General features: G+C 61.4%; 23 protein-coding genes. 16 read left to right on the top strand and 7 right to left on the bottom strand.

The window, feature by feature from the left end; translation table 11 throughout:
• Positions 1–348: transposase (locus tag BMY73_RS15835; RefSeq protein ID WP_139214239.1), on the top strand; the 348-nt coding region annotated here is incomplete at its 5' end.
• Between the two features lie 38 nt (positions 349–386).
• Here the strand turns inward: BMY73_RS15835 and BMY73_RS15830 are convergent.
• Positions 387–1,055 (bottom strand): polysaccharide lyase family 7 protein, encoded by a 669-nt coding sequence (locus BMY73_RS15830; RefSeq protein WP_092408257.1) that lies wholly within the window; start codon positions 1,053–1,055, stop codon positions 387–389.
• Between the two features lie 531 nt (positions 1,056–1,586).
• Between BMY73_RS15830 and BMY73_RS15825 the strand changes: the two genes are divergently transcribed.
• The 10 genes from BMY73_RS15825 to leuD all read left to right on the top strand — a co-directional run bounded on the left by BMY73_RS15825 (position 1,587) and on the right by leuD (position 13,110).
• The gene (locus BMY73_RS15825; protein WP_092408255.1) at positions 1,587–2,039 is read left to right on the top strand and encodes a MarR family winged helix-turn-helix transcriptional regulator; all 453 of its coding nucleotides are present in this window, start codon (positions 1,587–1,589) and stop codon (positions 2,037–2,039) included.
• 5 nt (positions 2,040–2,044) lie between these two features.
• Positions 2,045–4,135 (top strand): FUSC family protein, encoded by a 2,091-nt coding sequence (locus BMY73_RS15820; RefSeq protein ID WP_092408264.1) that lies wholly within the window; start codon positions 2,045–2,047, stop codon positions 4,133–4,135.
• The gene (locus BMY73_RS15815) at positions 4,132–4,341 is read left to right on the top strand and encodes a DUF1656 domain-containing protein (protein ID WP_062382082.1); all 210 of its coding nucleotides are present in this window, start codon (positions 4,132–4,134) and stop codon (positions 4,339–4,341) included. The genes BMY73_RS15820 and BMY73_RS15815 overlap by 4 nt, the downstream gene beginning before the upstream one ends.
• Entirely contained in the window at positions 4,338–5,255 is a 918-nt protein-coding gene (locus BMY73_RS15810; RefSeq protein WP_092408253.1) for an efflux RND transporter periplasmic adaptor subunit, read from the top strand. Before BMY73_RS15815 ends, BMY73_RS15810 begins: the two co-directional genes overlap by 4 nt.
• On the top strand, positions 5,252–6,709 hold the full coding sequence (locus BMY73_RS15805; RefSeq protein ID WP_092408251.1) for an efflux transporter outer membrane subunit: 1,458 nt from the start codon (positions 5,252–5,254) through the stop codon (positions 6,707–6,709). The genes BMY73_RS15810 and BMY73_RS15805 overlap by 4 nt, the downstream gene beginning before the upstream one ends.
• A 246-nt stretch (positions 6,710–6,955) precedes the next feature.
• Positions 6,956–7,777, top strand: coding sequence for an aldo/keto reductase (locus BMY73_RS15800; RefSeq protein WP_092408249.1), 822 nt, complete (start codon positions 6,956–6,958; stop codon positions 7,775–7,777).
• Between the two features lie 213 nt (positions 7,778–7,990).
• Positions 7,991–9,007 (top strand): transporter, encoded by a 1,017-nt coding sequence (locus BMY73_RS15795; protein ID WP_062382078.1) that lies wholly within the window; start codon positions 7,991–7,993, stop codon positions 9,005–9,007.
• Between the two features lie 142 nt (positions 9,008–9,149).
• Entirely contained in the window at positions 9,150–10,766 is a 1,617-nt protein-coding gene (locus tag BMY73_RS15790) for an inorganic phosphate transporter (protein ID WP_092408247.1), read from the top strand.
• A 303-nt stretch (positions 10,767–11,069) separates the two neighbouring features.
• Positions 11,070–12,503 carry a 3-isopropylmalate dehydratase large subunit gene (gene leuC / locus BMY73_RS15785; protein WP_092408262.1) on the top strand — a complete coding sequence of 478 codons (1,434 nt, stop codon included), beginning with the start codon at positions 11,070–11,072 and terminating at the stop codon, positions 12,501–12,503.
• A 1-nt stretch (position 12,504) separates the two neighbouring features.
• Entirely contained in the window at positions 12,505–13,110 is a 606-nt protein-coding gene (leuD, locus tag BMY73_RS15780; protein ID WP_092408245.1) for a 3-isopropylmalate dehydratase small subunit, read from the top strand.
• Positions 13,111–13,328: 218 nt separating this feature from the next.
• On the opposite strand, the gene BMY73_RS15775 is transcribed toward leuD, so the two are convergent.
• Positions 13,329–14,243 (bottom strand): LysR substrate-binding domain-containing protein, encoded by a 915-nt coding sequence (locus BMY73_RS15775; protein WP_092408243.1) that lies wholly within the window; start codon positions 14,241–14,243, stop codon positions 13,329–13,331.
• Between the two features lie 266 nt (positions 14,244–14,509).
• Here BMY73_RS15775 and ssuD point away from each other — a divergent pair, with 266 nt between their 5' ends.
• Both ssuD and BMY73_RS15765 read left to right on the top strand, forming a co-directional pair.
• The gene (gene ssuD, locus BMY73_RS15770) at positions 14,510–15,646 is read left to right on the top strand and encodes an FMNH2-dependent alkanesulfonate monooxygenase (RefSeq protein ID WP_062382074.1); all 1,137 of its coding nucleotides are present in this window, start codon (positions 14,510–14,512) and stop codon (positions 15,644–15,646) included.
• Between the two features lie 218 nt (positions 15,647–15,864).
• Positions 15,865–16,968 carry a sigma-54 interaction domain-containing protein gene (locus BMY73_RS15765; RefSeq protein ID WP_175500190.1) on the top strand — a complete coding sequence of 368 codons (1,104 nt, stop codon included), beginning with the start codon at positions 15,865–15,867 and terminating at the stop codon, positions 16,966–16,968.
• Between the two features lie 105 nt (positions 16,969–17,073).
• Here BMY73_RS15765 and BMY73_RS15760 read toward each other — a convergent pair whose 3' ends face one another.
• Positions 17,074–17,409 carry an antibiotic biosynthesis monooxygenase gene (locus tag BMY73_RS15760; protein WP_092408241.1) on the bottom strand — a complete coding sequence of 112 codons (336 nt, stop codon included), beginning with the start codon at positions 17,407–17,409 and terminating at the stop codon, positions 17,074–17,076.
• 196 nt (positions 17,410–17,605) lie between these two features.
• Between BMY73_RS15760 and soxR the strand changes: the two genes are divergently transcribed.
• Complete coding sequence (gene soxR / locus BMY73_RS15755; RefSeq protein WP_092408239.1) at positions 17,606–18,067, top strand: redox-sensitive transcriptional activator SoxR; 462 nt, start codon at positions 17,606–17,608, stop codon at positions 18,065–18,067.
• Here the strand turns inward: soxR and BMY73_RS15750 are convergent.
• From BMY73_RS15750 to rlmM, 4 genes are all read right to left on the bottom strand, one after another.
• On the bottom strand, positions 18,058–18,543 hold the full coding sequence (locus tag BMY73_RS15750; protein WP_062382071.1) for a hypothetical protein: 486 nt from the start codon (positions 18,541–18,543) through the stop codon (positions 18,058–18,060). The genes soxR and BMY73_RS15750 overlap by 10 nt on opposite strands.
• Positions 18,544–18,741: 198 nt before the next feature.
• Positions 18,742–20,157 carry an FAD/NAD(P)-binding protein gene (locus BMY73_RS15745; protein WP_092408237.1) on the bottom strand — a complete coding sequence of 472 codons (1,416 nt, stop codon included), beginning with the start codon at positions 20,155–20,157 and terminating at the stop codon, positions 18,742–18,744.
• A 279-nt stretch (positions 20,158–20,436) separates the two neighbouring features.
• The gene (locus BMY73_RS15740) at positions 20,437–21,000 is read right to left on the bottom strand and encodes a helix-turn-helix domain-containing protein (RefSeq protein ID WP_092408235.1); all 564 of its coding nucleotides are present in this window, start codon (positions 20,998–21,000) and stop codon (positions 20,437–20,439) included.
• A gap of 39 nt (positions 21,001–21,039) precedes the next feature.
• Positions 21,040–22,107 (bottom strand): 23S rRNA (cytidine(2498)-2'-O)-methyltransferase RlmM, encoded by a 1,068-nt coding sequence (gene rlmM / locus BMY73_RS15735; RefSeq protein ID WP_092408233.1) that lies wholly within the window; start codon positions 22,105–22,107, stop codon positions 21,040–21,042.
• Between the two features lie 245 nt (positions 22,108–22,352).
• Between rlmM and acnA the strand changes: the two genes are divergently transcribed.
• Together acnA and BMY73_RS15725 are read left to right on the top strand one after the other, a co-directional pair.
• Positions 22,353–25,094, top strand: coding sequence for an aconitate hydratase AcnA (gene acnA / locus BMY73_RS15730; RefSeq protein WP_092408231.1), 2,742 nt, complete (start codon positions 22,353–22,355; stop codon positions 25,092–25,094).
• Positions 25,095–25,294: 200 nt separating this feature from the next.
• Positions 25,295–26,086 carry a CPBP family intramembrane glutamic endopeptidase gene (locus BMY73_RS15725; RefSeq protein ID WP_092408229.1) on the top strand — a complete coding sequence of 264 codons (792 nt, stop codon included), beginning with the start codon at positions 25,295–25,297 and terminating at the stop codon, positions 26,084–26,086.
• Positions 26,087–26,130 lie beyond the last annotated feature (44 nt).

Here is a 26,130-nt window from a genome sequence, read left to right as displayed (position 1 = left end):
GCGCTGTTTGCGGCCTTTCTTCGAGGCGAGTTTAAAAATGTGGATGCGTATATCGCCTACCTGGGGCTGGACTTGCGGGTGTCGGACTCTGGGAACAAATCAGGTCGCCGCCGGCTAAGCAAAAAAGGCGACCCTGAGGTACGCCGACTAGGCTTCAACGCTTCAATGGCCGCTTGCCGATCGGCGACATGGAAGCCGTATTACGAGAAGAAAATAGGCGAGGGAAAAGCCAGAACTGAAGCATTGACGATATTGAGCAGGAAGCTGGCAGGGGTGGCCTTCTCGCTGATGAAGAAACGGGAAGAGTATGACCCTACGAAACGTTCGGGGGTTGCCCCCCAAACATAGAATCTCCTACAGTGAGTGCGGGGTGACCTGCATTGCGTTTATGCCTTCTTGTCGTGCGAGATCTGCAGCTTGTAGAACGTCGCCGCACCGCCCTCCGTCGCGTACCCGGTGTTGTCCTGGGTATAGACGCCCGCTTTGAAGTACAGCTGTTTGCCGTTCCAGCTCGGATCGAGCTTCGCGCCCCACTGCATATCGTGCGCGTTCACCGTCAGGGCGCCAGACGGCGTCAGGTGAATGGTGTAGGTGAAACGTTCCCTGAGCAGCACACCCGTGGCGATCTGGATGACTTCAGGTTCCGACGTCGGCGTCAGACGAAACTTGGCGACGATGTTGCCGGTTTTGGTCTTCTCTTTGTACTGATACTCCAGCTTGATCAACGGCTCGGTGCTGCCATAGCAATGGATCTGGCCGATGACGATCTTGCCCGACGACGGCACTTGATCCACGGTCAGCGCAGCCCGCAGAAAATTGTCCGCCTGGGTGTACATCCAGTTGTGGACGGCACCGTTGGCGTAGGTTTCGCGTAATTCCGTGCGCGGGTAAATAGCGTTGTCTGTCCGTGATCCGGTCACTGGCGCCCAAAAGAACAAGGTATCTCCGGAGCGAAAGTAACCATCCTGGTAGCCGCCGACCAGTTTAGGGGTGTCGACGGTGACGGCGGGTGTACCCACCGGTACGGAAAGATTCCAGGTGGCGAGATCGATCATGTTGCACTCGTGGGTGCGCACTGCGCACCAGCAAAGGGAGGTGTCTGGAACAGGGGTTTCAAGCCGTGTTCCCATCGCCTTTGCTATCGGCTGAATCGGTTGTTCTTTAACGCATCGGCACAGTCAAGAAACCGCCGAAACTGAGCAAAAAACAGCCAACGCCATCATTACAACATCAACCACCTTGAGCTCGTCGTTGAACATTATTTGATCAACGTCCCGTTTTCTGGACACCTCACTCTTTTCTCGATCCGCCATTTTTTTGGATGAGCGAGAGCCCGAATCGGAGATTAAGTTCAGAAACCGAAGAAAAGTCCGATAGACGGTATAAAAAAATACCCTCTTGGTGCGCCGCCAATTACATCAGCGCACGTCAATTGCTCCCCATCCGCCCCTGCATTCATCCAATTTTTCATTTGACGAACAAGCTTTGTTACAGGATATTAATAGTTAGCAACCTAATAATACCGAGCCTAATCATTCACCGCCTAACCAAAAACTCGTTTTGTGAATCCATCCAGTGGCACCTCCATGACCCTAGACTCACTGCAAATGCACATCACTGGCGGCGTCGTCGCGGCGTCCCGTCAATGGCGTCGCGTGTGTCAGACCACGCTGATGAACTATGGCGTATCCGAAGCCTGCGCAGGCCCTCTGCTGATGATTGCGCGTCTGGGCGAAGGCGTGCGCCAGGTCACCGTGGCTCAGGCGTGTGGTCTCGAAAGTCCTTCGCTGGTGCGGCTCCTCGACCAACTGGGCAAGGCCAATCTGGTGCAGCGTACCGAAGACCCCACCGACCGCCGCGCCAAGGCCTTGAGCTTGACGAATGAAGGCCGCGCGCTGGCCAATTCCATAGAAGAAGAACTGATCCGCTTGCGCCGTGATGTGTTCAGCAGCATTGATCCAGCCGACCTGGAAGCCACGCTGCGCGTCTTCAAAGCCTTCGCCAACGCCAGCCCGATGGGGTCGGAGTTGTCATCTTGAACGGCATTTTCAAAGGCTTTTTCGACGGTGTTCCGCCGTCACGCGACTGGTTTTACGGCGTCCGCACCTTCGCTGCGTCGATGCTCGCGCTGTACCTGGCGCTGATCTTCGAGTTGCCACGTCCCTACTGGGCGATGGCCACGGTCTACATCGTGTCCAGCCCGTTCGTGGCACCCACCAGCTCCAAGGCCCTGTACCGTGCCGCCGGTACCTTTCTCGGCGCGGCGGCTTCGGTGCTGTTAGTGCCGATGTTCGTGCAGACACCCTTCCTGCTGGCGGTCGTCATCGCGCTGTGGACCGGCACCCTGCTCTTCCTCTCACTGCACCTGCGCACCGCCAACAGTTATGCACTGATGCTGGCGGGATACACCATGCCGTTGATTTCCTTTCCGGTGGTGGACAACCCCCAGGCGGTGTTCGACATCGCCGTGGCGCGGACCGAGGAAATCCTGCTGGGCATCGTCTGTGCCGCCGTGGTGGGCGCCATGTTCTGGCCGCGTCGCCTGGCGCCGGTGCTGGTCGATTCGATGGGCAAGTGGTTCAAGGACGCCTCGACCTACAGTGACCTGTTCCTCTCGCGCAGCGCCACACCGGAAACGGTCGGCGCATTGCGCACGGCCATGGTCGGCACGTTCAATAGCCTGGAGCTGATGATTGGCCAGTTGCCCCACGAAGGCGCCCATCGCCAGACCGTGCGTAACGCCAAGGAACTGCGTGGCCGCATGATCCACCTGCTGCCCGTCATCGATGCCCTCGACGACGCATTGTGGGCGCTGGAGCGACGTACACCAGAGCTGGTCGCAGACCTGGCGCCGTTGATCATCGAATGCCGCGACTGGATGGAAAAGACCGCCGACGGCGCAGCGCTGCGGTACTGGGAAGCGCTGCACAGTGAACTGGACCGGTTGCAACCGACGCCAGCGCAACTGGACGACCGCCGTCAGTTGCTGCTGTCCAACGCGCTGTATCGCCTGCGCGAGTGGATCGATTTGTGGCAGGACTGCCGCAGCCTGCAATGCGCCATCGAAACCGACGATCACCGGCCCTGGAAAGCGGTCTATCGCCACTGGCGTCTGGGGCGTCTGTCGCCGTTCCTCGACAAGGGCATGATGCTGTACTCGGTCGCCACCTCGGTCAGCGCGATCATCGTCGCGTCGGTGCTGTGGATTTTGCTGGGATGGCAGGACGGTGCCAGTGCCGTCGCGCTGGCGGCCGTCTCGTGCAGCTTCTTCGCAGCGATGGACGACCCTGCGCCACAGATCTACCGGTTTTTCTTCTGGACGCTGATGTCGGTGATCTTCGCCAGCCTCTATCTGTTCGTGGTGCTGCCCAACCTGCACGACTTCCCGATGCTGGTGCTGGCCTTCGCGGTGCCGTTCATTTGCGTCGGCACCCTGACCGTCCAGCCGAAGTTTTACCTCGGCACGCTGCTGACCATCGTCAACACCTCGTCGTTCATCAGCATCCAGAGTGCCTACGACGCCGACTTCCTGAATTTCGTCAACTCGAACCTGGCGGGTCCCGCCGGCCTGGCATTCGCGTTTGTCTGGACCCTGATCGTGCGGCCCTTCGGCACGGAAACCGCGGCCCGGCGTCTCACCCGCTTCAGTTGGGGCGACATCGTTTCGCTCAGCGAAGAAGCGACGCTGGCCGAACACCGCCGGATGGGCGTGCGCATGCTTGACCGCCTGATGCAACACCTGCCGCGTCTGGCGATCACCGCACAAGACACCAACATCGCCCTGCGTGAAGTGCGCGTGGCGTTGAACATGCTCGACCTGCTGGCCTACATGCCACGGGTTCACGCCGTTCCCCGCCAGTTGCTGCGCCAGGTGGCAACCGAAGTCGGCAGCTATTTCCGAGCCTGCCTCAAGGCCCGTGAGCGTTTGCCCGCGCCCAAAGGTCTGTTGATGACCATGGACCGCGCACGCCGCTCGTTGACCTTCGAATGGATGGGCGATGACGAATCCCGTCTGCACCTGCTGCACGCCTTGAGCGGACTGCGCCTGGCGTTGCTGCCGGGCGTTGAGATCGTCGATGTGCAAGCCGAGCAGGAAGAACAACCGCCGTATGGCATCGATGGAGCGCCACTGTGATCGGTGATCTGGATATCAGCGGGATTTTCCTGCCGACCTTACTGGTGCTGATGGGCATCGCTTACGTGATTTTTCTGATGGTGCACGCGGTGCTCTCGCGTGTTCACTTTTACCGCCTGGTCTGGCACCGGGCTTTGTTCAACGTCGGTCTATACGCTCTGCTGCTCGGCGTCGTGGATACCCTTAGTCGATACCTGATGAAATGAAAAAACCCCTACTGACGCTGGGCCGTGTGGTCCTGACACTGCTGGTTGTCATCCTCGCCGCGATCGTCGTCTGGCGCATGGTGATGTATTACATGTACGCCCCCTGGACCCGCGACGGCCATATTCGCGCCGATGTCATCCAGATTGCGCCTGACGTTTCCGGGCTGATCGAAAAAGTCTCGGTCAGGGACAACCAGGCGATCAGTAAAGGCCAGGTGCTGTTCACCATCGACCAGGACCGCTTCCGTCTGGCGCTGCGTCAGGCCCAGGCCACCTTGTCCGAGCGCAAGGAAACCTGGGCGCAGGCGCAACGCGAGAACAAACGCAACCGAAGCCTGGGCAACCTGGTCGCTCGCGAGCAACTGGAAGAAAGTCAGTCCAAAGAAGCCCGTGCCCTGTCGGCGATGAATGAAGCCCAGGTGGCGGTCGACGCCGCGCAGCTCAACCTTGACCGCTCGGTGATCCGCAGCCCGGTCGACGGTTACCTCAACGACCGTGCGCCGCGCGACCGCGAATTCGTCAGCGCCGGACGCCCCGTGCTGTCAGTGGTCGACAGCGCGTCGTACCACGTTGATGGCTACTTCGAAGAAACCAAACTGGACGGCATTCACATTGGGTCGGCGGTGGACATCCGCGTCATCGGTGACAACGCTCGCCTGCGCGGCCATGTGGTGAGCATCGTGGCCGGTATCGAAGACCGCGACCGCAGCAGCGGCTCGAACCTGCTACCCAACGTCAACCCGGCGTTCAGCTGGGTGCGTCTCGCGCAACGGATTCCGGTACGTATTGCCTTCGACGAAGTGCCCGAAGACTTCCGCATGATCGCCGGCCGTACCGCCACGGTCTCGGTCATCGATGACACGACGGCGCGCCAGACCGACGCCAAGGCCACCGATAAAGGAGTCGCTCGATGAAACCCGGCGCGCGCCTGTTAACCGTGGGTTTGGGCATGTTGCTCTCGGCCTGCACCGTGGTCGGGCCGGATTACACGCAGCCTAAAGATGCGGCAGTCAATCGCCAGGATTTGCAGGGCGAACTCGCGGGCACCTCGACGAACGCAGTGTCTGCGCCGGTGCCTGCCGATTGGTGGCGCCTGTACAACGACCCGAAGCTCGACCAACTGGTGGCTCAGGCATTGGCGTCCAGCACCGACCTGCGCGTGGCGGCCGCCAACCTGCAACGTGCGCGTTATCAAGTGAACGAGGCCGATGCCGCTGGCGGGTTCAGCAACTCCGCCAAGGCCGGCGCTCAGCGCTTGCAAGAAGCGGGTCAGGCGTATCTGTTGCCAGAGAAGGTCCCGGTCGCCAACGTGGGCGATGTCGGGCTGACCACGTCCTATCAATTCGACCTGTTTGGCGTGCTGCAACGCGGCATCGAAGCGGCCAATGCCAATGCCGATGCCGCTCAGGCCGCCGCTGACACGGCCCGCATTACCCTGGTGGCCGACGTCGTACGTTCGTACACGCAGATTTGCGCCGCTAACGAAGAGCACGAAATCGCTCTGCACTCGCTGGATTTGCAAAAGCAGAGCCTGTCGCTGACCCAGCGCCTGCGCGATGCCGGTCGTGGTGACGAAACCCAGGTCACCCGCTCAGAAACCCAGTTCAAATCCCTGCGCGCCGATTTGCCTCGTTACGAAGCGGCACGTCGCGCCGGACTGTATCGCTTGTCGATGCTGTTGGCCCGGCCTTTGAATCAACTGCCGCAAGGCGTCGCTGACTGTGCCGAGCTGCCGCACATCGCTCAGGTGATGCCCGTGGGCGATGGCGCGGCGCTGCTCAAGCGCCGTCCCGATGTGCGTCAGGCCGAACGTCGCCTGGCCGCCTCCAGCGCTGCGATCGGCGTGGCCACCGGCGAGTTGTATCCGGACATCAGCATCGGCGCGACAGTCGCGACCGTCGGCATCCTCGATGAGCTGGGCGAGCCCTCCACCAACCGCTGGGGTTTCGGAGGCGTGATCAACTGGACCATCCCGTCCAACGGCGCCCGGGCCCGGATTCATATGGCTGAGGCTTCCAATCAGGCGGCGCTCGCGCACTTCGACGGCGTCGTGCTCAACGCCATTCGGGAAGCCCAGACCGGCCTGTCCCAGTACACCGCGCTGCTGGAGCGTCGCGATGCACTGGCCGATGCCGAAGCCTCGGCGAAACAAGCCGCCGACCAGACCCATCGCTTCTTCATGGCGGGCCGCGAGTCGTTCCTGGCTGACTTGCAAGCCACCCGCACCTACACCGACGTCACCGCACAACTGGCGGCGGCGAATACGCAGGTCGCGATGGGACAGATCGATTTGTTCCTGGCGCTGGGTGGGGGTTGGGAGAATTCCAGGCCGGCGCAGACTCAGGAACAGGTGCAGGCACAGAAATAACGGTCTGATGGAGATCAGACTGTGGGCGAATTCATTCGCGCAACGCAGGTCACGGCGACAGACAGGTGTCGAATGCAAGGGCCTCTCGCGAATGAAACCGCTCCCCCGGGGTTTTGCGTCGGACGCTCCGTCGCGCGTGAAGCTTCAAGCGTGAAGTCTGAAGCTGCTTTCCAGATTGAACTGCCGCCCGCCTGCACTGCCTGAGCTCTTTATACACACGCAGTCATCATCGGCAGGAGGCACCCCATGCGTACGCTCCAACTGGCAGACAAAACCGTCCCCGTCATCGGTCAGGGTACCTGGCGCATGGGAGAAGATCGTCATCAGCGCGCGGAGGAAGTGTCGGCGTTGCAACTGGGCATCGACCTGGGCCTGACCCTGATCGACACCGCCGAGATGTACGGCGAAGGCGGCGCGGAAGAAGTGGTCGGTCAAGCCATTGCCGGTCGGCGGGACGAGGTCATGCTGGTGAGTAAGGTCTACCCCCACAACGCCAGCCGCACGGGCATTCCCACGGCGTGCGAACGCAGCCTGCAACGCATGAAGAGCGACTACATCGACCTCTACTTGCTGCACTGGCCGGGTTCTTATCCGCTTGAAGAAACCGTCGAGGCTTTCGAGCGTTTGCGCGAAGCGGGCAAAATCGGGCGCTGGGGGGTGTCGAACTTCGACGTGTCGGACATGCTCGAACTGAACAACTCGCACTGCGCCACCAACCAGGTGCTCTACAACCCGGAAGAGCGCGGCATCGAATACGACCTGCTGCCCTGGATGCAGAACGCCAATATGCCGCTGATGGCCTACTGCCCGATCGGTCAGGCCGGGAACCTGCTGATGAACCCGGCCATCCTCGAAGTCGCCGAACGCCATGACGCCACGCCTGCCCAGATCAGCCTCGCGTGGGTGCTGAGGCAGGACGGTGTCATCGCGATTCCGAAAGCGGTCGATCCGCATCACCTTGAGTTAAACGCTGCCGCCGCAGGCATCGAATTGAGCATCGAGGATGAATTGCTGATCGACACCTCGTGGCCGGCGCCGGTTCGCAAAAAACACCTGTCGATGGTGTGATGACCCACCTTCTATAGCAGCGCGCTTGCCCGCGATTGCAGCGTGTCAGTCGGCATCAAGGTATCTGAGCCGGCGCCATCACGGGCAAGTGCGCGCCTACAAAAGCGTTGCTGCAACGCGCCGACACAAACCGTCACAAAACTGTCAAAACCGCTTGCGATGATGCCGCTTCAGATCCTGTGTCTTCAGCGTCCTCTTCGCTTGCGAGCCTTCATGAATCAACGCATTGCTCCTCATCAGGAATCCGACCTGTTCGGATTGTTGTACGGTTTTCGCTTCCGTGCGGGTGAACCGGGTCGAGAAATCGACTCCAGCACTGCCCTGGAATGCCTTCGCGCCCCTGCCGATCCCCATGAATTCGTCTGGCTGCACTTGAACCTGGCCCATGCCAGTTGCGAGCGCTGGATGAAAACGAATTTCGAACTACCCGACGAGTTCCTCGAAGCCCTCCACGAAGGCTCGCGCTCGACGCGGATAGAACACGTTGACTCCGCCCTGCTGGCCGTGGTCAACGACGTGGTGTTCGACTTCAACCGGGTATCCACCGACATCGCCACGTTGTGGGTCTGCGTGCGCAGCAACCTGATGATCTCGGCTCGCCATCAGCCATTACGTTCGGTGGACAAGCTGCGCTCGTCGGTCAAACACGGGGAAATCTTCCGCTCGCCCCTTGAGCTGCTCGCTCACCTGCTGCGCGATCAAAGCGAGGTACTGGCGCAGTTCATGCGCAAGACCAGCATCAGCGTCGACAAGATCGAGGACCAGTTGTTGTCGCAGCGGCTAAGCAACAACCGCACCGAACTGGGCACGATGCGCCGGGTCCTGGTGCGACTGCAACGCCTGCTGGCGCTGGAGCCCGGCTCGCTGATGCGCTTGCTGCACCGCCCGCCCACCTGGCTGCTGGAAGACGACTTGCAGGAATTGCGACAGTCCACCGAAGAGTCGGCGCTGGTGATCAGCGACCTCACGGCGCTGGGCGAACGCATCAAATTGCTGCAGGAAGAAATCGCCGCCAACCTCAACGAACAGACCAACCGCACGTTGTTCACCCTGACCGTCGTGACCGTGCTGGCACTGCCCATCAACATCGTCGCGGGCTTCTTCGGCATGAACGTCGGCGGCATCCCGCTGGCCGGCGACCCTCACGGGTTCTGGGTATTGGTGGCGCTGGTGGCGACGTTCACGTTCATCGCCGGGCGCTGGGCGTTTCGCAAGAGCCGGGATTATTGAACGGGGTGTTGCACAAGCGACTTTTCTAAACACCGTCCATCCCTTACCCCAATAAATCCGGCGCAACGTTGACCTGCGTCGCACCTTTGTCACATTTTGAAATGATCATGATTGCCATCCCATCTCAACAGGATTGTGAATCATGGCGACCCCTACCCTGGCTCAAGGCTCCTTAAAACAAGGTGCCGGGCTGAGTACTCAATTCGGGCGCAAGCCCGGCGCGCTGACGATGGTGATCTTCTTCGCGATACTCGGCCTGGGTCTGCTGTACACGGCCTTCAGCCTCAAGCAGGACATGGACGAACTGGGCACGGTGGTGCTGACCTGGACGCCTTTTCTGCTGCTAGGCGTTGCGCTGTTGATCGCGTTGGGTTTCGAATTCGTCAACGGTTTCCACGACACCGCCAATGCGGTGGCCACCGTCATCTATACGCACTCCCTGCCGCCGAGCTTTGCGGTGGTCTGGTCGGGCGTGTTCAATTTTCTCGGTGTGCTGTTTTCCAGCGGCGCAGTGGCGTTCGGCATCATCGCCCTGCTGCCGGTCGAGCTGATTCTGCAGGTCGGTTCCTCGGCAGGCTACGCGATGATTTTCGCCTTGCTGATCGCCGCGATCCTGTGGAACCTCGGCACCTGGTGGCTGGGCCTGCCGGCGTCGTCGTCGCACACGCTGATCGGCTCGATCATCGGCGTCGGCGTTGCCAACGCGCTGATGCACGGCCGTGACGGCACCAGTGGCGTGGATTGGTCGCAAGCCACCAAGATCGGCTACTCGCTGCTGCTGTCGCCGCTGGTGGGTTTTACCTGCGCGGCGCTGTTGCTGCTGGCCCTGCGCGCGTTCGTGAAAAACCGCGCGCTGTACAAGGCGCCGGAAGGCAACCAGCCGCCGCCGCTGTGGATTCGTGGGCTGTTGATTCTGACCTGCACGGGCGTGTCCTTCGCCCACGGCTCCAACGACGGTCAGAAAGGCATGGGCCTGATCATGCTGATCCTCGTCGGTACCCTGCCGATGGCCTACGCGCTGAACCGGGCGATGCCTGCCGATCAGTCAGTGCAATTCGCCGCTGTCGCGCAAGTCACCCAGCAGGCACTGACCAAGGCCGCGCCGCTGCCCGCGCCGGCCGATTCGCGCCAGACGCTGTCCATCTACATTCGCGACAAACAGGCGACGCCGGAGCTGATTCCGGCGCTGGCGGTCATGGCGGGCAAGATCGGCGATCAGGTCGGCAGCTACGGCTCGTTGTCCAAAGTCCCCGCTGAAGCAACCGCCAACGTGCGAAACGACATGTACCTGACGTCCGAAGCCATCCGCTTGATGGAAAAGAACAAGGTCGGCAACTTCGACGCCGACACCCAGAGCAAGGTGCAGCTGTTCAAGCAGCAGATCGACAATGCCACACGCTTCATTCCGCTGTGGGTCAAGATCGCCGTGGCCATCGCGCTGGGTCTGGGCACCATGGTGGGCTGGAAACGCATCGTGGTCACGGTCGGGGAAAAGATCGGCAAAACCCACATGACATACGCCCAAGGGGCCTCGGCGGAAGTCGTCGCCATGCTGACCATCGGCGCGGCTGACATGTACGGCCTGCCGGTGTCCACCACCCACGTCCTGTCCTCGGGCGTGGCCGGCAGCATGACCGCCAACGGCTCCGGCCTGCAGATGCGAACCCTGCGCAACCTGGCCATGGCCTGGGTCCTGACATTGCCGGCCGCCATCCTGTTGTCGGGCGGGCTGTACTGGTTCTTCACCCAGATTTTCTGATGACAATGGGTTAACGTGCTCTCCTTCGCAGGCGCTTCGGCGCCTGTTTTTTTGTCCGCGAGAAACGGCCCCCTCGTCGATTTTGCCGAACGCGTATCCGTAGCGTGTCAGGCAACCCTCTGTCACGGACCCCACGCTTTCCCCAGCAAGCCGGCTCCTACAAGGATTTTTGGAAACCGGAACGTTGCATCAAACACGATCCATGTTCCAAGCCCTCACCGTTCGGCCATTGATGGCCACCCTCGCCGACCTAAGATGTCAGCGAGCCTTCAAGGCCGTGATTTCTTTCGAGTGAGCCTGCTGATGACGCCAACAACGCCTACCCCAAGAACCCTTTACGACAAACACATCGACTCGCACACCGTGTGTACGCTCGATGATCAGGGCCATGTCCTGCTTTACATCGATCGTCAGGTGATCAACGAATACACCAGCCCGCAGGCCTTCAGCGGTTTGCGCGAGGCGGGACGGGGCGTCTGGCGGCCTGAAACCGCATTGGCCGTGGTCGATCACGTCAACCCCACCTCGCCGCAACGCGTCGCCGCCATGGCCGATCCGGGTGGCGCACTGCAAGTGTCGTATCTGGCCGACAACTGCGAAAAATTCGGCATTGAACTGTTCGACGTGCTCGATAAACGTCAGGGCATCGAACACGTGATCGCCCCTGAGCAAGGCTTCATTCTGCCCGGCATGGTCATCGCCGCAGGAGACAGTCACACCACGACATACGGCGCATTGGGCGCGTTCGGCTTCGGCATCGGCACCTCGGAAATCGAGCACCTGCTGGCCTCGCAGACGTTGGTCTACAAGCGCTTGAAAACCCTGCGCGTGACGGTCGAAGGCGGCCTGCCCAGCGGGTTGACGTCCAAAGACGTGATCATGGCGCTGATCGGCACCATCGGCGCATCGGGTGCCACGGGCTACGCCATCGAGTTCACCGGCTCGACCATTGCAGCGCTGAGCGTCGAAGCGCGCATGACCATCTGCAACATGGCCGTCGAGGCCGGCGCACGCGGCGCGTTCATGGCGCCGGACGACAAGGTGTTCGCCTACCTCAAGGACAAACCCCGCGCGCCGAAGGGCGAGCTATGGGAGCGTGCCGTGGCCAGTTGGAAGCGCCTGCACAGCGACCCGGACGCGGTGTTCGACCGAGAGGTCCGGCTCGACGCCCGAGACCTGCAACCCATGGTGACCTGGGGCACCAGCCCGGACCAGGCCGCTGCCATCGACAGCAGCGTGCCGGACCCTGACGCCATCGCTGACCCGATCCTGCGCCAGGACATGCGCCGCGCCCTCACCTACATGGGCCTTGAGGCCGGCATGCCGCTGAGCGATATCGTCATCAGCCACGCGTTTATCGGCTCCTGCACCAACGCCCGGATCGAAGACTTGCGCGACGCCGCCAAGGTCGTGCGCGGCAAGCGTGTCGCTGCGCATGTCAGGGCGATGATCGTCCCCGGTTCCACCGCCGTGCGTGATCAGGCCGAAGCCGAAGGACTGGCAACGATTTTCCGTGACGCCGGCTTCGAGTGGCGTCAGTCGGGCTGCTCCATGTGCCTGGCGATGAACGACGACGTACTCGCCCCGGGCGATCGCTGCGCATCCAGCACCAACCGCAATTTTGAAGGCCGTCAGGGCGCTGGAGCGCGCACCCACTTGATGAGCCCGGCGATGGTCGCCGCGGCCGCCATTACCGGTCACTTGACGGACGTCCGTAACCTGCAAGGGAGTTTCTGAGATGGAGCCTTTCATCCAGGTCAGCGGCAAGGCCGCGCCAATGCTGGCAGCCAATATCGACACCGACGTGATCATGCCCAAACAGTTCCTCAAAGGCATTGACCGTGCCGGGCTGGATCGCGGCCTTTTCTTCGACCTGCGCTTTCTGCCGTCGGGCGAACCCAATCCCGATTTCATCCTCAACCAGCCCGGCTGGCAAGGGGCAAAGTTCCTCGTGACCGGGCCGAACTTCGGTTGCGGATCAAGCCGCGAACACGCGGTCTGGGGCCTCAAGCAGATGGGGATCAAAGCGCTGATCGGCAGCAGTTTCGCCGGGATATTCTACGACAACTGCCAACGCAACGGCGTGCTGACCATCGTGCTGGAAGAGGCACAGGTTCAGGTGTTGGGGAAGCTGATCAGCCAGGCGGACACTGCGCGGATCGAGGTGGATCTACAGGCGCAGGAGATACGTCTGCAGGACGGTCGGGTCATGCCGTTCAAGATCGATGAACTGAGGAAGGACGCACTCTTGCTGGGGCTGGATGCGATCGGCAGCACGCTGCAAAAACGCGAGCAGATACTGGCGTTCCAGCAGAAACATCTGGCTGAGAATCCGTGGCTCTGACTGGCAGCAACTACCTGTAGGCGCTCACCGGGTTACCCAAAGTTGTAGGAGCGTGGCTTGTCCCGCGATCTGCCGGGAACAGGCAGCAAAATCAGGCACCTTTGTCTACCTGACACACCGCATTTGCCGGGTTTGCTGCCGCTTCGCGCCAGATCGCGGGACAAGCCACGCTCCTACGGAGATACGCGCTCCTACGGGGAGACGTGAGGCCCTGCGAATTACAACGACAACCCCTGAAAATGCGCCTGCAGAAACTCCACACACACCCGCAGCTTCCCTGAATTGGCCAGCCGCGTCGGATAGACCGCCCAGACGTTGGCGCTTTCGGTGTACTCGGGTAGCACTTGCACCAGCCGTCCCTGTTCAAGGAACGGTTTGACGTCCCACAACGAACGCTGCAACACCCCTCGCCCGTCGAGCCCCCACTGCAAAACGATCTCGCCGCTGTTGGACGACAACGGCCCGCTGACCCTCACGCTTTCCTGAACCCCGTCGCGCTCGACCTGCCAGATGCCAAACGCGTTGTCGCGCTCCTTGATCACCAGACAATCGTGCTCCCCCAGGTCTGCAAGCCGCTGCGGTGTACCACGACGCGCCAGGTAATCCGGCGCAGCGCACAGCACCCGCCGGTTGCTGACCAGTTGTCGGCCAATGTGCTGGCCGGGAATGTCATCGCCCACCCGGATTTCCAGGTCAAAACCCTCGCTGACGATGTCCACCACCCGATCGAACAGGTCCAGGCGCACCTCCAGCTCGGGGTAGGCCTCGGCCAGTTTCGAAATGGCGGGCGCCACGTGATTGCGCCCGAAACCGAATGAGCTGCACAGGTGCAACCTGCCGCGCGGTGCCGAATGCGCATCGGATAACTCGTCATGCAGTAGCTGGAAATCCTCCAGAATCCGCACCGCCCAACGCTGCACACGCTCGCCGTCTTCGGTCAACGCGACCCTGCGGCTGGTGCGATGCAGCAGCCTCGTGGCCAGGGTCGATTCCAGAATCTGAATGCGTTTGCTGACGTAGGCCGGCGATAGACCGAGCTCGTCCGCGGCAGCGGCAAATCCGGCTTTGCGAATGACGGTGAGGAAGACCCGCAGGTCTTCGGGGAGTGGCGCCACTTCTTTTTTTGCGGTCATGCGGCTTCTTTCACGGTTTTCGGTTTTCTCAACGGTAGGCGCGTGGTTTGTTGCCGGGCCACATTCCTACAGGTGATGTGCGGCTGAGGATACCACCGCGCCATGAACAATCGTTTCAAGACTTGAACTTCGCTATATCTCTTTACGTTATAAAAATATGGAATTCAGTTCTTTTACGGAATAAATCGCAACCTCTATAAATAATCCCCACCTGGCCTGCACAGCCGCTCTGACAAAAGCCACCGATTCTGCTCGAAGGACTCTTCATGGATGTTTTCTGGTTTCTACCGACACACGGCGACGGCCATTTTCTGGGCACCACCAAAGGCGCACGCCCGGTCACCCTCAACTACCTGAAACAAGTGGCTCAGGCCGCCGACGACCTGGGGTATCACGGCGTGCTGATTCCCACTGGCCGCTCCTGCGAAGATTCCTGGGTGATCGCCTCGGCTCTGGTGCCGCTGACCGAACGCCTGCGTTATCTGGTCGCGATCCGCCCGGGCATCATTTCGCCGACCGTGTCGGCGCGCATGGCGGCAACGCTGGATCGTCTGTCAGGCGGCCGCTTGTTGATCAACGTGGTGACCGGCGGCGACCCTGACGAAAACCGGGGCGACGGCAGCTTCCTGAGCCATAGCGAGCGCTACGAAGTCACTGACGAATTCCTCAAGATCTGGCGTCGCGTGCTGCAAGGCGAAGCGGTGGATTTCGAAGGCAAGCACCTGAAAGTGCAGAACGCCAAGGCCCTGTACCCGCCGATCCAGAAACCCTACCCGCCGCTGTACTTCGGTGGCTCCTCCGAGGCCGCGCACGAACTGGCTGCCGAGCAAGTGGACGTGTACCTGACCTGGGGCGAGCCGCCTGCAGCTGTCGCCGAAAAACTCGCTGACATCCGCGAACGTGCCGCCCGCAACGGTCGCACCGTGAAGTTCGGCATCCGTCTGCACGTGATCGTGCGCGAGACCAGCGAAGAGGCATGGAAAGCCGCCAGCACCCTGATCGAACACATCAGCGACGACACCATCGCCGCCGCGCAGAAGTCGTTCTCTCGCTTCGACTCCGAAGGCCAGCGCCGCATGGCCGCCTTGCATGACGGTCGCCGCGACAACCTGGAAATCGCCCCGAATCTGTGGGCAGGCGTCGGTCTGGTCCGTGGCGGCGCCGGCACCGCGCTGGTCGGCAACCCGCAAGAGGTCGCGGCCCGCATCAAGGAATATGCGGACCTGGGCATCGAGAGTTTCATCTTCTCCGGCTACCCGCATCTGGAGGAAGCGTATCGCTTCGCCGAACTGGTGTTCCCGCTGCTGCCTGAGCCTTACCGCAGCCTGGCCGGCCGCGGCATCACCAACCTGACGGGCCCGTTTGGCGAAATGATCGCCAACGACCTGCCGCCGCAAAAATAACGTCCTGCAAACCTCGGTGGGAGTGAGCTTGCTCACGAAGAGGCCCGCTGCATCCACCCATCATCAGTGGATGTAGCGCAGCCTTCGCAAGCCAGCTCGCTCCTACCGGGACAGCGTTTACCGGGCGTGACCGTGACGCTCAGTCGGCGGGCATTCCCCACGGCGACAAGGAGTCATCCATGACCGCCAGCGTACCGTTTCAACCACCAGTGATCCCCATGCAGCTATTGACACTCCCACCCTCTCCCGCCCTGGCCACGTCGATCCGGGCCACCGCGCAGGTGTTCGAGGACCCGAAATCCCAAGCATTGCTCGCCCATATCCAGCAAGTAGCGCCGAGCGATGCCAGCGTCCTCATCATTGGCGAAACCGGCACGGGCAAGGAACTGGTCGCGCGTCACGTGCACCAGCTCAGCAGCCGTCGGCATCAACCGTTTGTGGCGGTGAACTGCGGCGCGTTTTCTGAATCGCTGGTGGAAGCCGAGCTGTTCGGTCATGAGAAAGGCGCTTTCACCGGAGCCCTGTCCGCCAAGGCCGGCTGGTTCGAAGAAGCCAACGGCGGCACGCTGTTTCTCGACGAGATCGGCGACCTGCCGCTGGCGATCCAGGTCAAGCTTCTGCGGGTGTTGCAGGAACGTGAGGTGGTGCGGCTCGGTTCACGCAAAAGCACCCCGATCAACGTACGCGTGCTGGCGGCGACCAACGTGCAACTGGAACGGGCAATCGACGCCGGACATTTCCGCGAGGACCTGTTCTATCGTCTTAACGTGGTCAATCTGGAGCTGAGCACCCTGCGTGAACGGCCCGGCGATATCATGCCCCTGACACGCCACTTCATCGAGGTCTATAGCCAACGTCTGGGCTGCGGGCCGATCCAGATCAGCAGCGAGGCCGAGCATAAGCTGCGTACCTACAACTGGCCTGGCAATATCCGCGAGCTGGAAAACGTCATTCATCACACGCTGCTGATTTGCCGCAACGGCGTGATTCGAGCCGATGATCTGCGTCTGTCGAACCGCATGCTGGAACGTCGGGAGGCATCGGCCCCCATCGTCGACGACTCGAGCGACGCACTGCTCGCCCGGGCATTTCAAAAGCTGTTCGAGGAACAGGCCGGCGCGCTGCATGAGAAGGTCGAAGATGCCCTGCTGCGTGCGGCCTATCGTTTCAGCCACTGCAACCAGGTTCATACCGCGCAGCTGCTGGGTTTGAGCCGCAATGTGATTCGCGCCCGGTTGATCAAGATTGGCGAGCTGGCCGTTAACAGGCGCCGCCCTGGCGCACAGACTCAGGGTGACCGGATGATTCGATTGTCGGTTTGATGCGCATGGCTCGAAAGCTTGCCTCTTACCGGTAGCAGTCAGCTTGTGGCAGTGGGCATGCTCCCACAGGTTGCAACGCTCAATAGCGTTCATCCGCACCTATGGTCAGCGCGGCCCGACCGTTTCGCTCACCCGCTCATAGGCATTGAAGGTCATCGCCGTAATGCGATGAGCACGAATCAGCCCCCACAGATCACCTTCCCCCTGCTCGGCATTCTCGAACGCCTTCTCACAATCGGACCTGGACTGCCACAGCACATGACTGAGGACGCGCTGTTGGTCCTCACTGACGTGCACACTGGCACGAATGAAGCCGGGGTAGGTCCGGGTGAATCGCTCGAAGCGCTCATTGAGCGCCATCACCAGACCCGACTGATGGCGAGGGTCCACCACAAACTCGACGAACTGACTGAATGGAAGATGTAAGCCTTGTAACGTCATGAACGCTCTCCACTGATGAGGGGGGTCGCTGACAGCATGCTTGAGGGTCTGATAATGCGAACTCCGAATCTTGCGGTGCTGTTACGGTGAGGTGTCGCCCGACACCCTGTTGCGAACCAACGCCACGCAGGGTAAAACCTCCACTTAACTAGAGGTCAAGCGCCTTTCAGCAACCACCGAGGCAACCCGACGCGACATGCGAAACACCGAAACTCCGCTGGTCCCCCGCGAGCTCACCGTAGGCCAACTCTCGGCACGCAGCGGCGTGGCCATCACCGCGCTGCGCTTCTACGAGGCCAAGGGCCTGATCAGCAGCCAGCGCAACGCCGGTAATCAACGCCGATACCCTCGCGAGATGCTTCGTCGCGTGGCGCTGATCAAGACCGCACAACGCCTGGGGATCCCCTTGGCCAGCATCCAATCGGCGCTGGATACCCTCCCCGCCAATCGACCGCCGACCATGGACGACTGGAACAGGCTGTCCGAGCGCTGGAAAGCCGACCTGGATGAAAGAATCAACCGCCTCACGGCGCTGCGCGATCAGCTCAACGGCTGCATCGGTTGCGGCTGCTTGTCCATGGAGGCCTGCCCACTGCGCAACCGGGGCGACAGCCTGGGCGAAAGTGGCACCGGGCCCCGACTACTGGATCAGGACTGAAGGTTCTGCGGGCTGACCAGTGTTGCCGCCAATGTACGGTCGTCCAGTGACAGTTTCATTTGCTGCATGGCCTCGTTCAGCTGATTGGTCGCCTGAATCAGTGAGTTGGTCATGGCCATGATTTCCATCTGCAATTGACGGATCTTGCCTTCACGCGCCCTCGGCGACAGCGAACGGTCTTTCATGAACGCCTGCATGTCTTTCATGCGTTTGGCGATGCGCTCTTGAATCGAGCGGATCATCTTCAGTTGATCCTTGATACGCTCTGGCAGGTTCGTCGCGTCGATGTCGGCGTTTTTGTCACCGGTTTTCGCCGCCAGTTGCGCCTCGGGCGACAACAACACCTCGATGCCCTCGCGCATCTGCTCGGCGGCGCTGGGCGCAGCGGTTTCTTCGACCGCCTGCTGATTGTTGATGAGTGTTTGCTGCACCCGCGTCGCGGCGTCCGCCGGGTTCCTGAAACTCAAGCTCAACATGAATGAACGCCTCCATAGCCCTTAACATCGCATCGATCCACCCGGCCGCTTCAAACGGAAAAACCGGGGCGATATCGGGCTTTCGGCGCGTTCGGATAGCGCTTTAGGGTAAAGAAGGAAATTTGTGTCGAAGTCGACACAATCGGGCGATGCGGTGGATCGCTCAAGACACACCACATGCACCTGTTTGAGGGCGCCTCACACAGAGGTCACGATACGCGCCGCCAGTGCCTTGGCTTGCAACGCTACGTCGGTCACGGCAGTGCTTTCCCACCACAGACCCCGCAATGGCGGGCCCATGGCGAACAGCCGGGAAGACACCTGTCCGTGTGCGTCCACGACCGCGCCGCCTGGATCGGCAGCGATTCCCAGCGCCAAGGGGCCTGGCTGAACAAGCCCGCGTGCCAGCAACTGGCGGGTCAAGGGGCGGTCGACGCGGCGCCAGTCGTATTGGATTCCCGTCGAATTGATGAGCGCTGCGCCGGTTTCGACCGTTGGCTGATCGTCGCCACGGTAGCGCACGTTGATCCGCACCTGCCCCGAGTGTGGCTCCTCGACGCTCAGCAACGACGCGGCATGAATGCTCAATCGCCCCTCTTCCACGAACCGGTCCAGCAACCGTGCGCTGGGCGGCGGCGAGCGGTGGTGATGGCTTTCCCACCAAGGCCGCACATGGCGGACGAACTGGCGCCGCTGCAGATCGGTCGCCTGACTCCACAGCCTTGGGATATGCACCCGGACGGTGTCCAGCGGTGCCTGCCAGTCGATGCCCTGCGCAATCGCCTGCTCGCATTGCATTCGCAGCGCACGGACCAATTGCCGCGTGCTGCGAATGCTGTGATCGGCGCCGAGAAAGTCCGGCCAGGCTGGCGGTTGGCGACGCACGTGAGGCAATAGACCGTGGCGAGAAAACACGTCGATCGGGCCGCGATGCCCGGCCTGCTCCAACGATACGACGGCATCGACCATGGTCAGGCCCGATCCAATGATCAACACCCGTCCGCCCGGATCAAGCTGACGCATCGCATTGACATCCCAAGGGTCGACCGCCGCCGCATTGAGCGCGTTCGAGTCGCGTTGCGGTGTCCGCGCGGCCGCGAACATGCCGGTGGCCAGCACGCCAAAACGGCTCATCAACAGAGTGCCGTCCGTAAGCGTGAGCACGACACCTGAGGCGTCACTTTGCAGATCGACGGCTTCGCCACGCATATGCTCGACTGTCGAACCGTGACGAGCACCGACGGCCCTGGCTTCGGCCAGACGCTGCTGCACATACAGCCCGAAGATCCCGCGCGGCGGAAACAGCTCAGCCACTGGCACCTGCTGCTCGTCCGACTCAGGCCAGCCGCCTGCGGCGAGGTAATCACCCAGCCACTGCGTCAGGTCATCGGCGTTATCCGGATCGACACTCATGCGCGCCGCGTTGCCGTTCAGCGTGTGGCCCAACTCAGTGGCGCTGTAGGCCTCGCCGCGCCCCAGTTCACTGCGCGATTCAACAATCACAATGCGACGCCTGCCCGGCAGACGCAGCAATTGCACCGCCAACATCGTGCCGCTCAGGCCACCGCCAACGATGAGGATATCGGCCCCAGCTTGCGTGTTCTTTGAACTCATTATTCTTCGCCTTTTCGCGTTACTCATAGCCATGCCATCAGCACGGGCGCGCACGCCGGATTATGAAGAGCATGCGAGGGAATTCAAACAGGACATTGGTAGGTCCGGTGCGGTACGAAGCATGCTTGGCACGGCGCTTGCCGGGTTTGGCGGCGTTTGGTGATTCAAAGCGGGCAAACTGTTGATCAGCTGTCGCGTTTGCAACAGCAATGAAGCCAAACGTGATCCCAGTGGGAGCGAGCTTGCTCGCGAGTGCTGATTTTGGGATGCCCCGACCTTTTACAGCACCACATTGCGCACAAACCGCAGCACCTGGTCGCCGTCATTGCGATAGGCATGGGGCCGATTGCTGGCAAACATGAAGAACTCGCCGGCGGCAACCAGTCGGGTTTCTTCCGGCAAGACAACGGTCAGGCGACCTTCGATCACATAGACCTGCTCGCTCCAGCCCTCGGGATCGGCCTCGGAAACATAGGACTCTCCGGGCGCGAGGCTGAACTCCCACAGCTCCACCTCGCGCCGCGCGACCGCCTTGGCCAGTAAAACAGCCTTGCTCCCCGGCGACGAACCGGCCCAGGCGACCTCGTTGATGCGGCTGGGATCGCGCTCGTCGGGAGCCTGAATCAGGTCGCTGAACGCCACGTTGAGGGCTTCGGCCACCCGGTCAAGGGTCGCCAGACTGACGTTTTTCTCGCCCGCTTCGATGGCCACCAGCATCCGCCGGCTGACCCCGGACTTTTCCGAGAGCGCTGTCTGACTCAAGTCCGCCTCATGCCGCAGCCGTCGCACATTGAGGCTGACGTGCTGCAGCACCGAGGCGCGGGGTGAATGTTCCTTGGGCACTCGATCACTCCTGCTCAACGGACGGCTAGATAACCCGTCTCACGCTTTGCGCTTCATATCCAGTCGTCGCAGATGGCAGGTCACTTCCTCACGGTCGTGGTAGAGCTGCTTGCAACCGATCGAAACCTTGACGCCGCGCGCCTTGAAACCTTCTTCGATGCGTTCGAGCAAGCGACGCACCTCGGCGTAACGTTGCTTCATCGGCAGTTTGAGGTTGACCACCGCCTCGCGACACAAACCCTCGCCCAGCCAGGTTTCCAGCAAGGCGGCGTTGCGCGCCGGCTTCTCGACGATGTCGCAGACCATCCAGTCCACCGGCTGACGCGGCTTGTAGGTAAATCCGTCGGCCATCAAGTGCTGCACCAGACCGGTGTCCATCAGGCTCTCGGCCATCGGGCCGTTGTCGATGGCGGTCACCAGCATCCCGCGCCGGACCAGTTGATAGGTCCAGCCGCCCGGCGCGGCCCCCAGGTCAACGCCGGTCATGTCACCGGACAGCCGCTCGTCCCACTGATCACGCGGAATGAAGTGATGCCACGCTTCTTCCAGCTTCAGCGTCGAACGGCTCGGCGCCTCGCGAGGGAATTTCAGGCGGGGAATGCCCATCGGCCACATCGCCGAATTGTCGGCATCCGCCAGTCCCAGGAACACTTCGCGCCCACTTTTAAAGGTCAACAGCAAGCGCGGCAGGCTCGGGTTATCCACCAGTTTTCCGGCTTTCTCCAGCGCCTTGCGCAGCGGGCCTTCGAACTTACGGCAAAACGTCGAAAGCTCCTTGCCATCATTGGTATCGACCACCTCCAGCCACAGACTGCCGCAGGTGCCGAAACCGGCCATGTGCTCAAGGATGACGCTGATGCGGTCGGTCTCCGGCAGGTGGACGAACACGCCGCGTGCCCATTGCCGAGGAAAAATCAGATCGGTGAAACGCACGGCTTTCATCAGGCGCTCGGCGCCATCCGGCTCGGTGCAGATGAATTCGGCGCAGGCGGCATCGGGTTTGGCCTTGGCATAACCCGACACGTTCAGCCGCGCCGCATGCTCGCTGATTTCCGAGCAGACCTCGCCCTCGAAACCGGGGCGGCAGTGCATGAAAAGGGTGTTCACTGGACGGTCTCCTCGCGCGCCGGACAACGGCCGGACGCAACCTATACTTGAGGGTTAACCTCAATGACTCGAAAGCGGCGCATGATAGCCGAATCAGGAACCACTGGCTTGACCAGACGGTCCAGTACTACTCAATGCGCATAAAAAGGCGCCGATCAGAGCGCTCGACGACATCGTCTTACCGCCGTTCCGAATCGTCCGTTTCGCCCCGTCCGTACCGTGCGGACTCGTCAAGGAGTTAGTTCATGCCCTCGCTCGATAGCCTGAAAAGCCTCAAGACACTCGACGTCAACAACAAAACCTATCACTACTTCAGCCTGCCAGACGCCGCGAAAACGCTGGGTGATCTGGACAAACTGCCGATGTCGCTCAAGGTCCTGCTGGAAAACCTGTTGCGCTGGGAAGATAACAAGACCGTCACCGGCGAAGACCTGAAATCCATCGCCGCCTGGCTGACCGCGCGCAAATCCGACCGGGAAATCCAGTATCGCCCGGCACGTGTGCTGATGCAGGACTTCACCGGCGTACCTGCCGTGGTCGACCTGGCGGCGATGCGCGCCGCCGTGGCCAAGGCTGGCGGCGATCCACAACGCATTAACCCGCTGTCGCCAGTGGACCTGGTGATCGACCACTCGGTGATGGTCGACAGGTTCGGCGATGACAAGGCCTTCGGCGAAAACGTCGACATCGAAATGCAGCGCAACGGCGAGCGTTACGCGTTCCTGCGCTGGGGTCAGGGGGCGTTCGACAACTTCAGCGTCGTACCGCCGGGCACCGGCATCTGTCACCAGGTCAACCTCGAATACCTGGGCCGCACGGTGTGGACCAAGGAAGAAGACGGCCGCACCTATGCCTTCCCGGACACCCTCGTCGGCACCGACTCCCACACCACCATGATCAACGGCCTCGGCGTACTGGGTTGGGGCGTTGGCGGCATCGAAGCGGAAGCGGCCATGCTGGGCCAACCGGTATCGATGCTGATTCCCGAAGTCATCGGCTTCAAGCTGACCGGCAAGCTCAAAGAAGGCATCACCGCCACCGACCTGGTGCTGACGGTGACCCAAATGCTGCGCAAGAAAGGCGTGGTCGGAAAGTTCGTCGAGTTCTACGGCGACGGCCTGGCCGATCTGCCGCTGGCGGACCGCGCAACCATTGCCAACATGGCCCCGGAATATGGCGCCACCTGCGGTTTCTTCCCGGTCGATGACGTCACTCTGGAATATCTGCGGTTGTCCGGTCGACCGGACGACACGGTCAAGCTGGTGGAGGCGTATTGCAAGGCGCAGGGCTTGTGGCGTCTGCCCGGCCAGGAGCCGGTATTTACCGATGCGCTTGAGCTGGACATGGGATCGGTGGTCGCCAGTCTGGCAGGGCCGAAGCGCCCGCAAGACCGCGTCGCGCTGCCGGACGTGTCGCAAGCCTTCAGCGACTTCCTGGGCCTGGCCCTCAAACCCAGCAAAACCGAAGAAAGCCGTCTGGAAAGCGAAGGCGGCGGTGGCGTGGCGGTGGGCAACGCCGAGCAGGTCGGTGAAGCCGAATATGAATACGAAGGCAATCGCTATCGCCTGAAAAACGGCGCGGTCGTCATCGCCGCCATTACCTCCTGCACCAACACCTCAAACCCGAGCGTCATGATGGCGGCAGGCCTGTTGGCAAAAAAAGCCGTGGAAAAAGGCTTGCAGCGTAAACCGTGGGTGAAAAGCTCGCTGGCGCCCGGCTCGAAGGTCGTCACGGACTACTACAACGCGGCAGGGCTGACCCCGTACCTCGACAAACTGGGCTTTGACCTGGTGGGTTACGGCTGCACCACCTGCATCGGCAACTCCGGGCCGCTGCGCGATCCCATCGAAAAAGCCATTCAACAATCGGACCTGACCGTGGCATCGGTACTGTCGGGCAACCGCAACTTCGAGGGTCGCGTGCATCCGCTGGTGAAAACCAACTGGCTGGCCTCGCCTCCCCTGGTCGTGGCCTACGCGCTGGCGGGGAGCGTGCGTATTGACCTCAGCAGCGAACCGCTCGGCGAAGGCAGCGACGGGCAGCCGGTTTACCTGCGTGACATCTGGCCGACGCAAAAGGAAATCGCCGACGCCGTGATGAACGTCAGCACCGGTATGTTCCACAAGGAGTACGCCGAGGTGTTCGCCGGTGACGAGCAATGGCAGGCGATTCAGGTGTCGGAAGACCCGACTTACGTCTGGCAGGACGATTCCACTTACATTCAGCATCCGCCGTTCTTCGATGACGTGGCCGGGCCCTTGCCGGTCATCGCCGACGTGCAGAACGCCCGTGTGCTGGCGATTCTCGGCGACTCGGTCACCACCGACCACATCTCCCCGGCCGGTAACATCAAGGCCGACAGCCCGGCCGGGCGTTACCTGCGCAGCAAAGGCGTGGAACCCAAAGACTTCAACTCCTACGGTTCGCGGCGTGGTAACCATGAGGTGATGATGCGTGGCACCTTCGCCAACATCCGCATTCGCAATGAAATGCTGGGCAACGAAGAAGGCGGCTACACCTTGCACGTACCCACTGACGAGAAACTGCCGATCTACGACGCCGCGATGCGTTATCAGCAGGAAGGCACGCCGCTGGTGGTCATCGCCGGCCAGGAATACGGCACCGGTTCCAGCCGTGACTGGGCAGCCAAAGGCACCAATCTGCTGGGGGTCAAGGCGGTGATCGCCGAAAGCTTCGAGCGTATTCACCGCTCCAACCTCGTCGGCATGGGCGTATTGCCCCTGCAATTCATGAACGGGCAAAGCCGTAAAACGCTGGAGCTGACCGGCAAGGAAGTGCTGAACATCACCGGCCTGACCGGCGCCACGCTGCAACCGGGCATGAACCTGACCCTGCAGATCACCCGCGAGAGTGGCAAACAGGAGAACGTCGAGGTGCTGTGCCGCATCGACACCTTGAACGAGGTGGAATACTTCAAGGCTGGCGGGATTCTGCACTACGTGTTGCGGCAGTTGATCGCGGCGTAATCACGAACGCAGCCACACGCAAACCCTGTGGGAGCGAGCTTGCTCGCTCCCACAGATCCCCCCTGTCATCAAGCCTCGTCGAACAATCCGCATCACTTTCGAAACGCACTCTTCTCCTGACTTTCAGCCTATTCCCACAAGCACGCGCGTTTAATCAACGCTAAAATCGCCGGCGTTATCTCACCCTCAAGGACGACCCCATGCCGGCGCTCCGCTGGAGCACACTGACGCTGCTCACCCTCGGTTACTCCATCGCGTTGATTTACGGTCAATTGAGCATGCCCGTGGTCGTGACCTTCGGCCTGTTGATCATGGCCGGGATCTGCGTCAGTCATTTCACACACTGGGGTGTACGCACGTTTGGCCACGCGCTGTTCGTCGCGCTCGCCGCGGGGTTGGCCACGCACTGGTTACCCGGTTTTTTCAGCGCCCGTGTGATCACAGCGGTACGCTTCACTCCGGAAGCCGCGCCTTTTTCGATGTACCTCAACCTCGATAAACCGCTGATCGGCTTCTGGGTCACACTGGCCTGTCCATGGGTATTCACCGCCGTGGCCTTACGCCGTGCGGTCATTACCACGTCTGTGACGCTGCCCGTCACCGCCGTTGTCTGTCTGATCACGGCAATGTCGATGAGCCTGATTGGCTGGACGCCCAAATGGCCTGAGCAGAGCGGCATCTGGGCGTTGAACAACCTGTTATTGGTCACCCTCACCGAAGAACTGATTTTCCGGGGCTACCTTCAGGGAGGGCTGACCCGTTTGCTCAAGCGCGTGCCGTACCACCAGCCCCTCGCCCTGCTGCTCGCCTCGCTGGTGTTTGGCCTGTTTCACCTCGGAGCCGGCTGGCAATGGGCTGTGCTGGCGGGCATCGCGGGTGTCGGCTACGGAATCGCCTACCGTTTTGGCGGACTTGGGGCTGCCGTCATCACCCACTTCGGGCTCAATCTGGCGCATTTCGGCCTGTTCACCTATCCGATGTTCAATCGATAAGCCATGACGCCGATCACAAAACGCTTAATTTCCCGCAAGGAGGG

Source organism: Pseudomonas sp. NFACC02 (assembly GCF_900110765.1).
Taxonomy (GTDB): Bacteria; Pseudomonadota; Gammaproteobacteria; order Pseudomonadales; family Pseudomonadaceae; genus Aquipseudomonas.
This window is presented reverse-complemented; position numbering and strand designations above follow the sequence as displayed.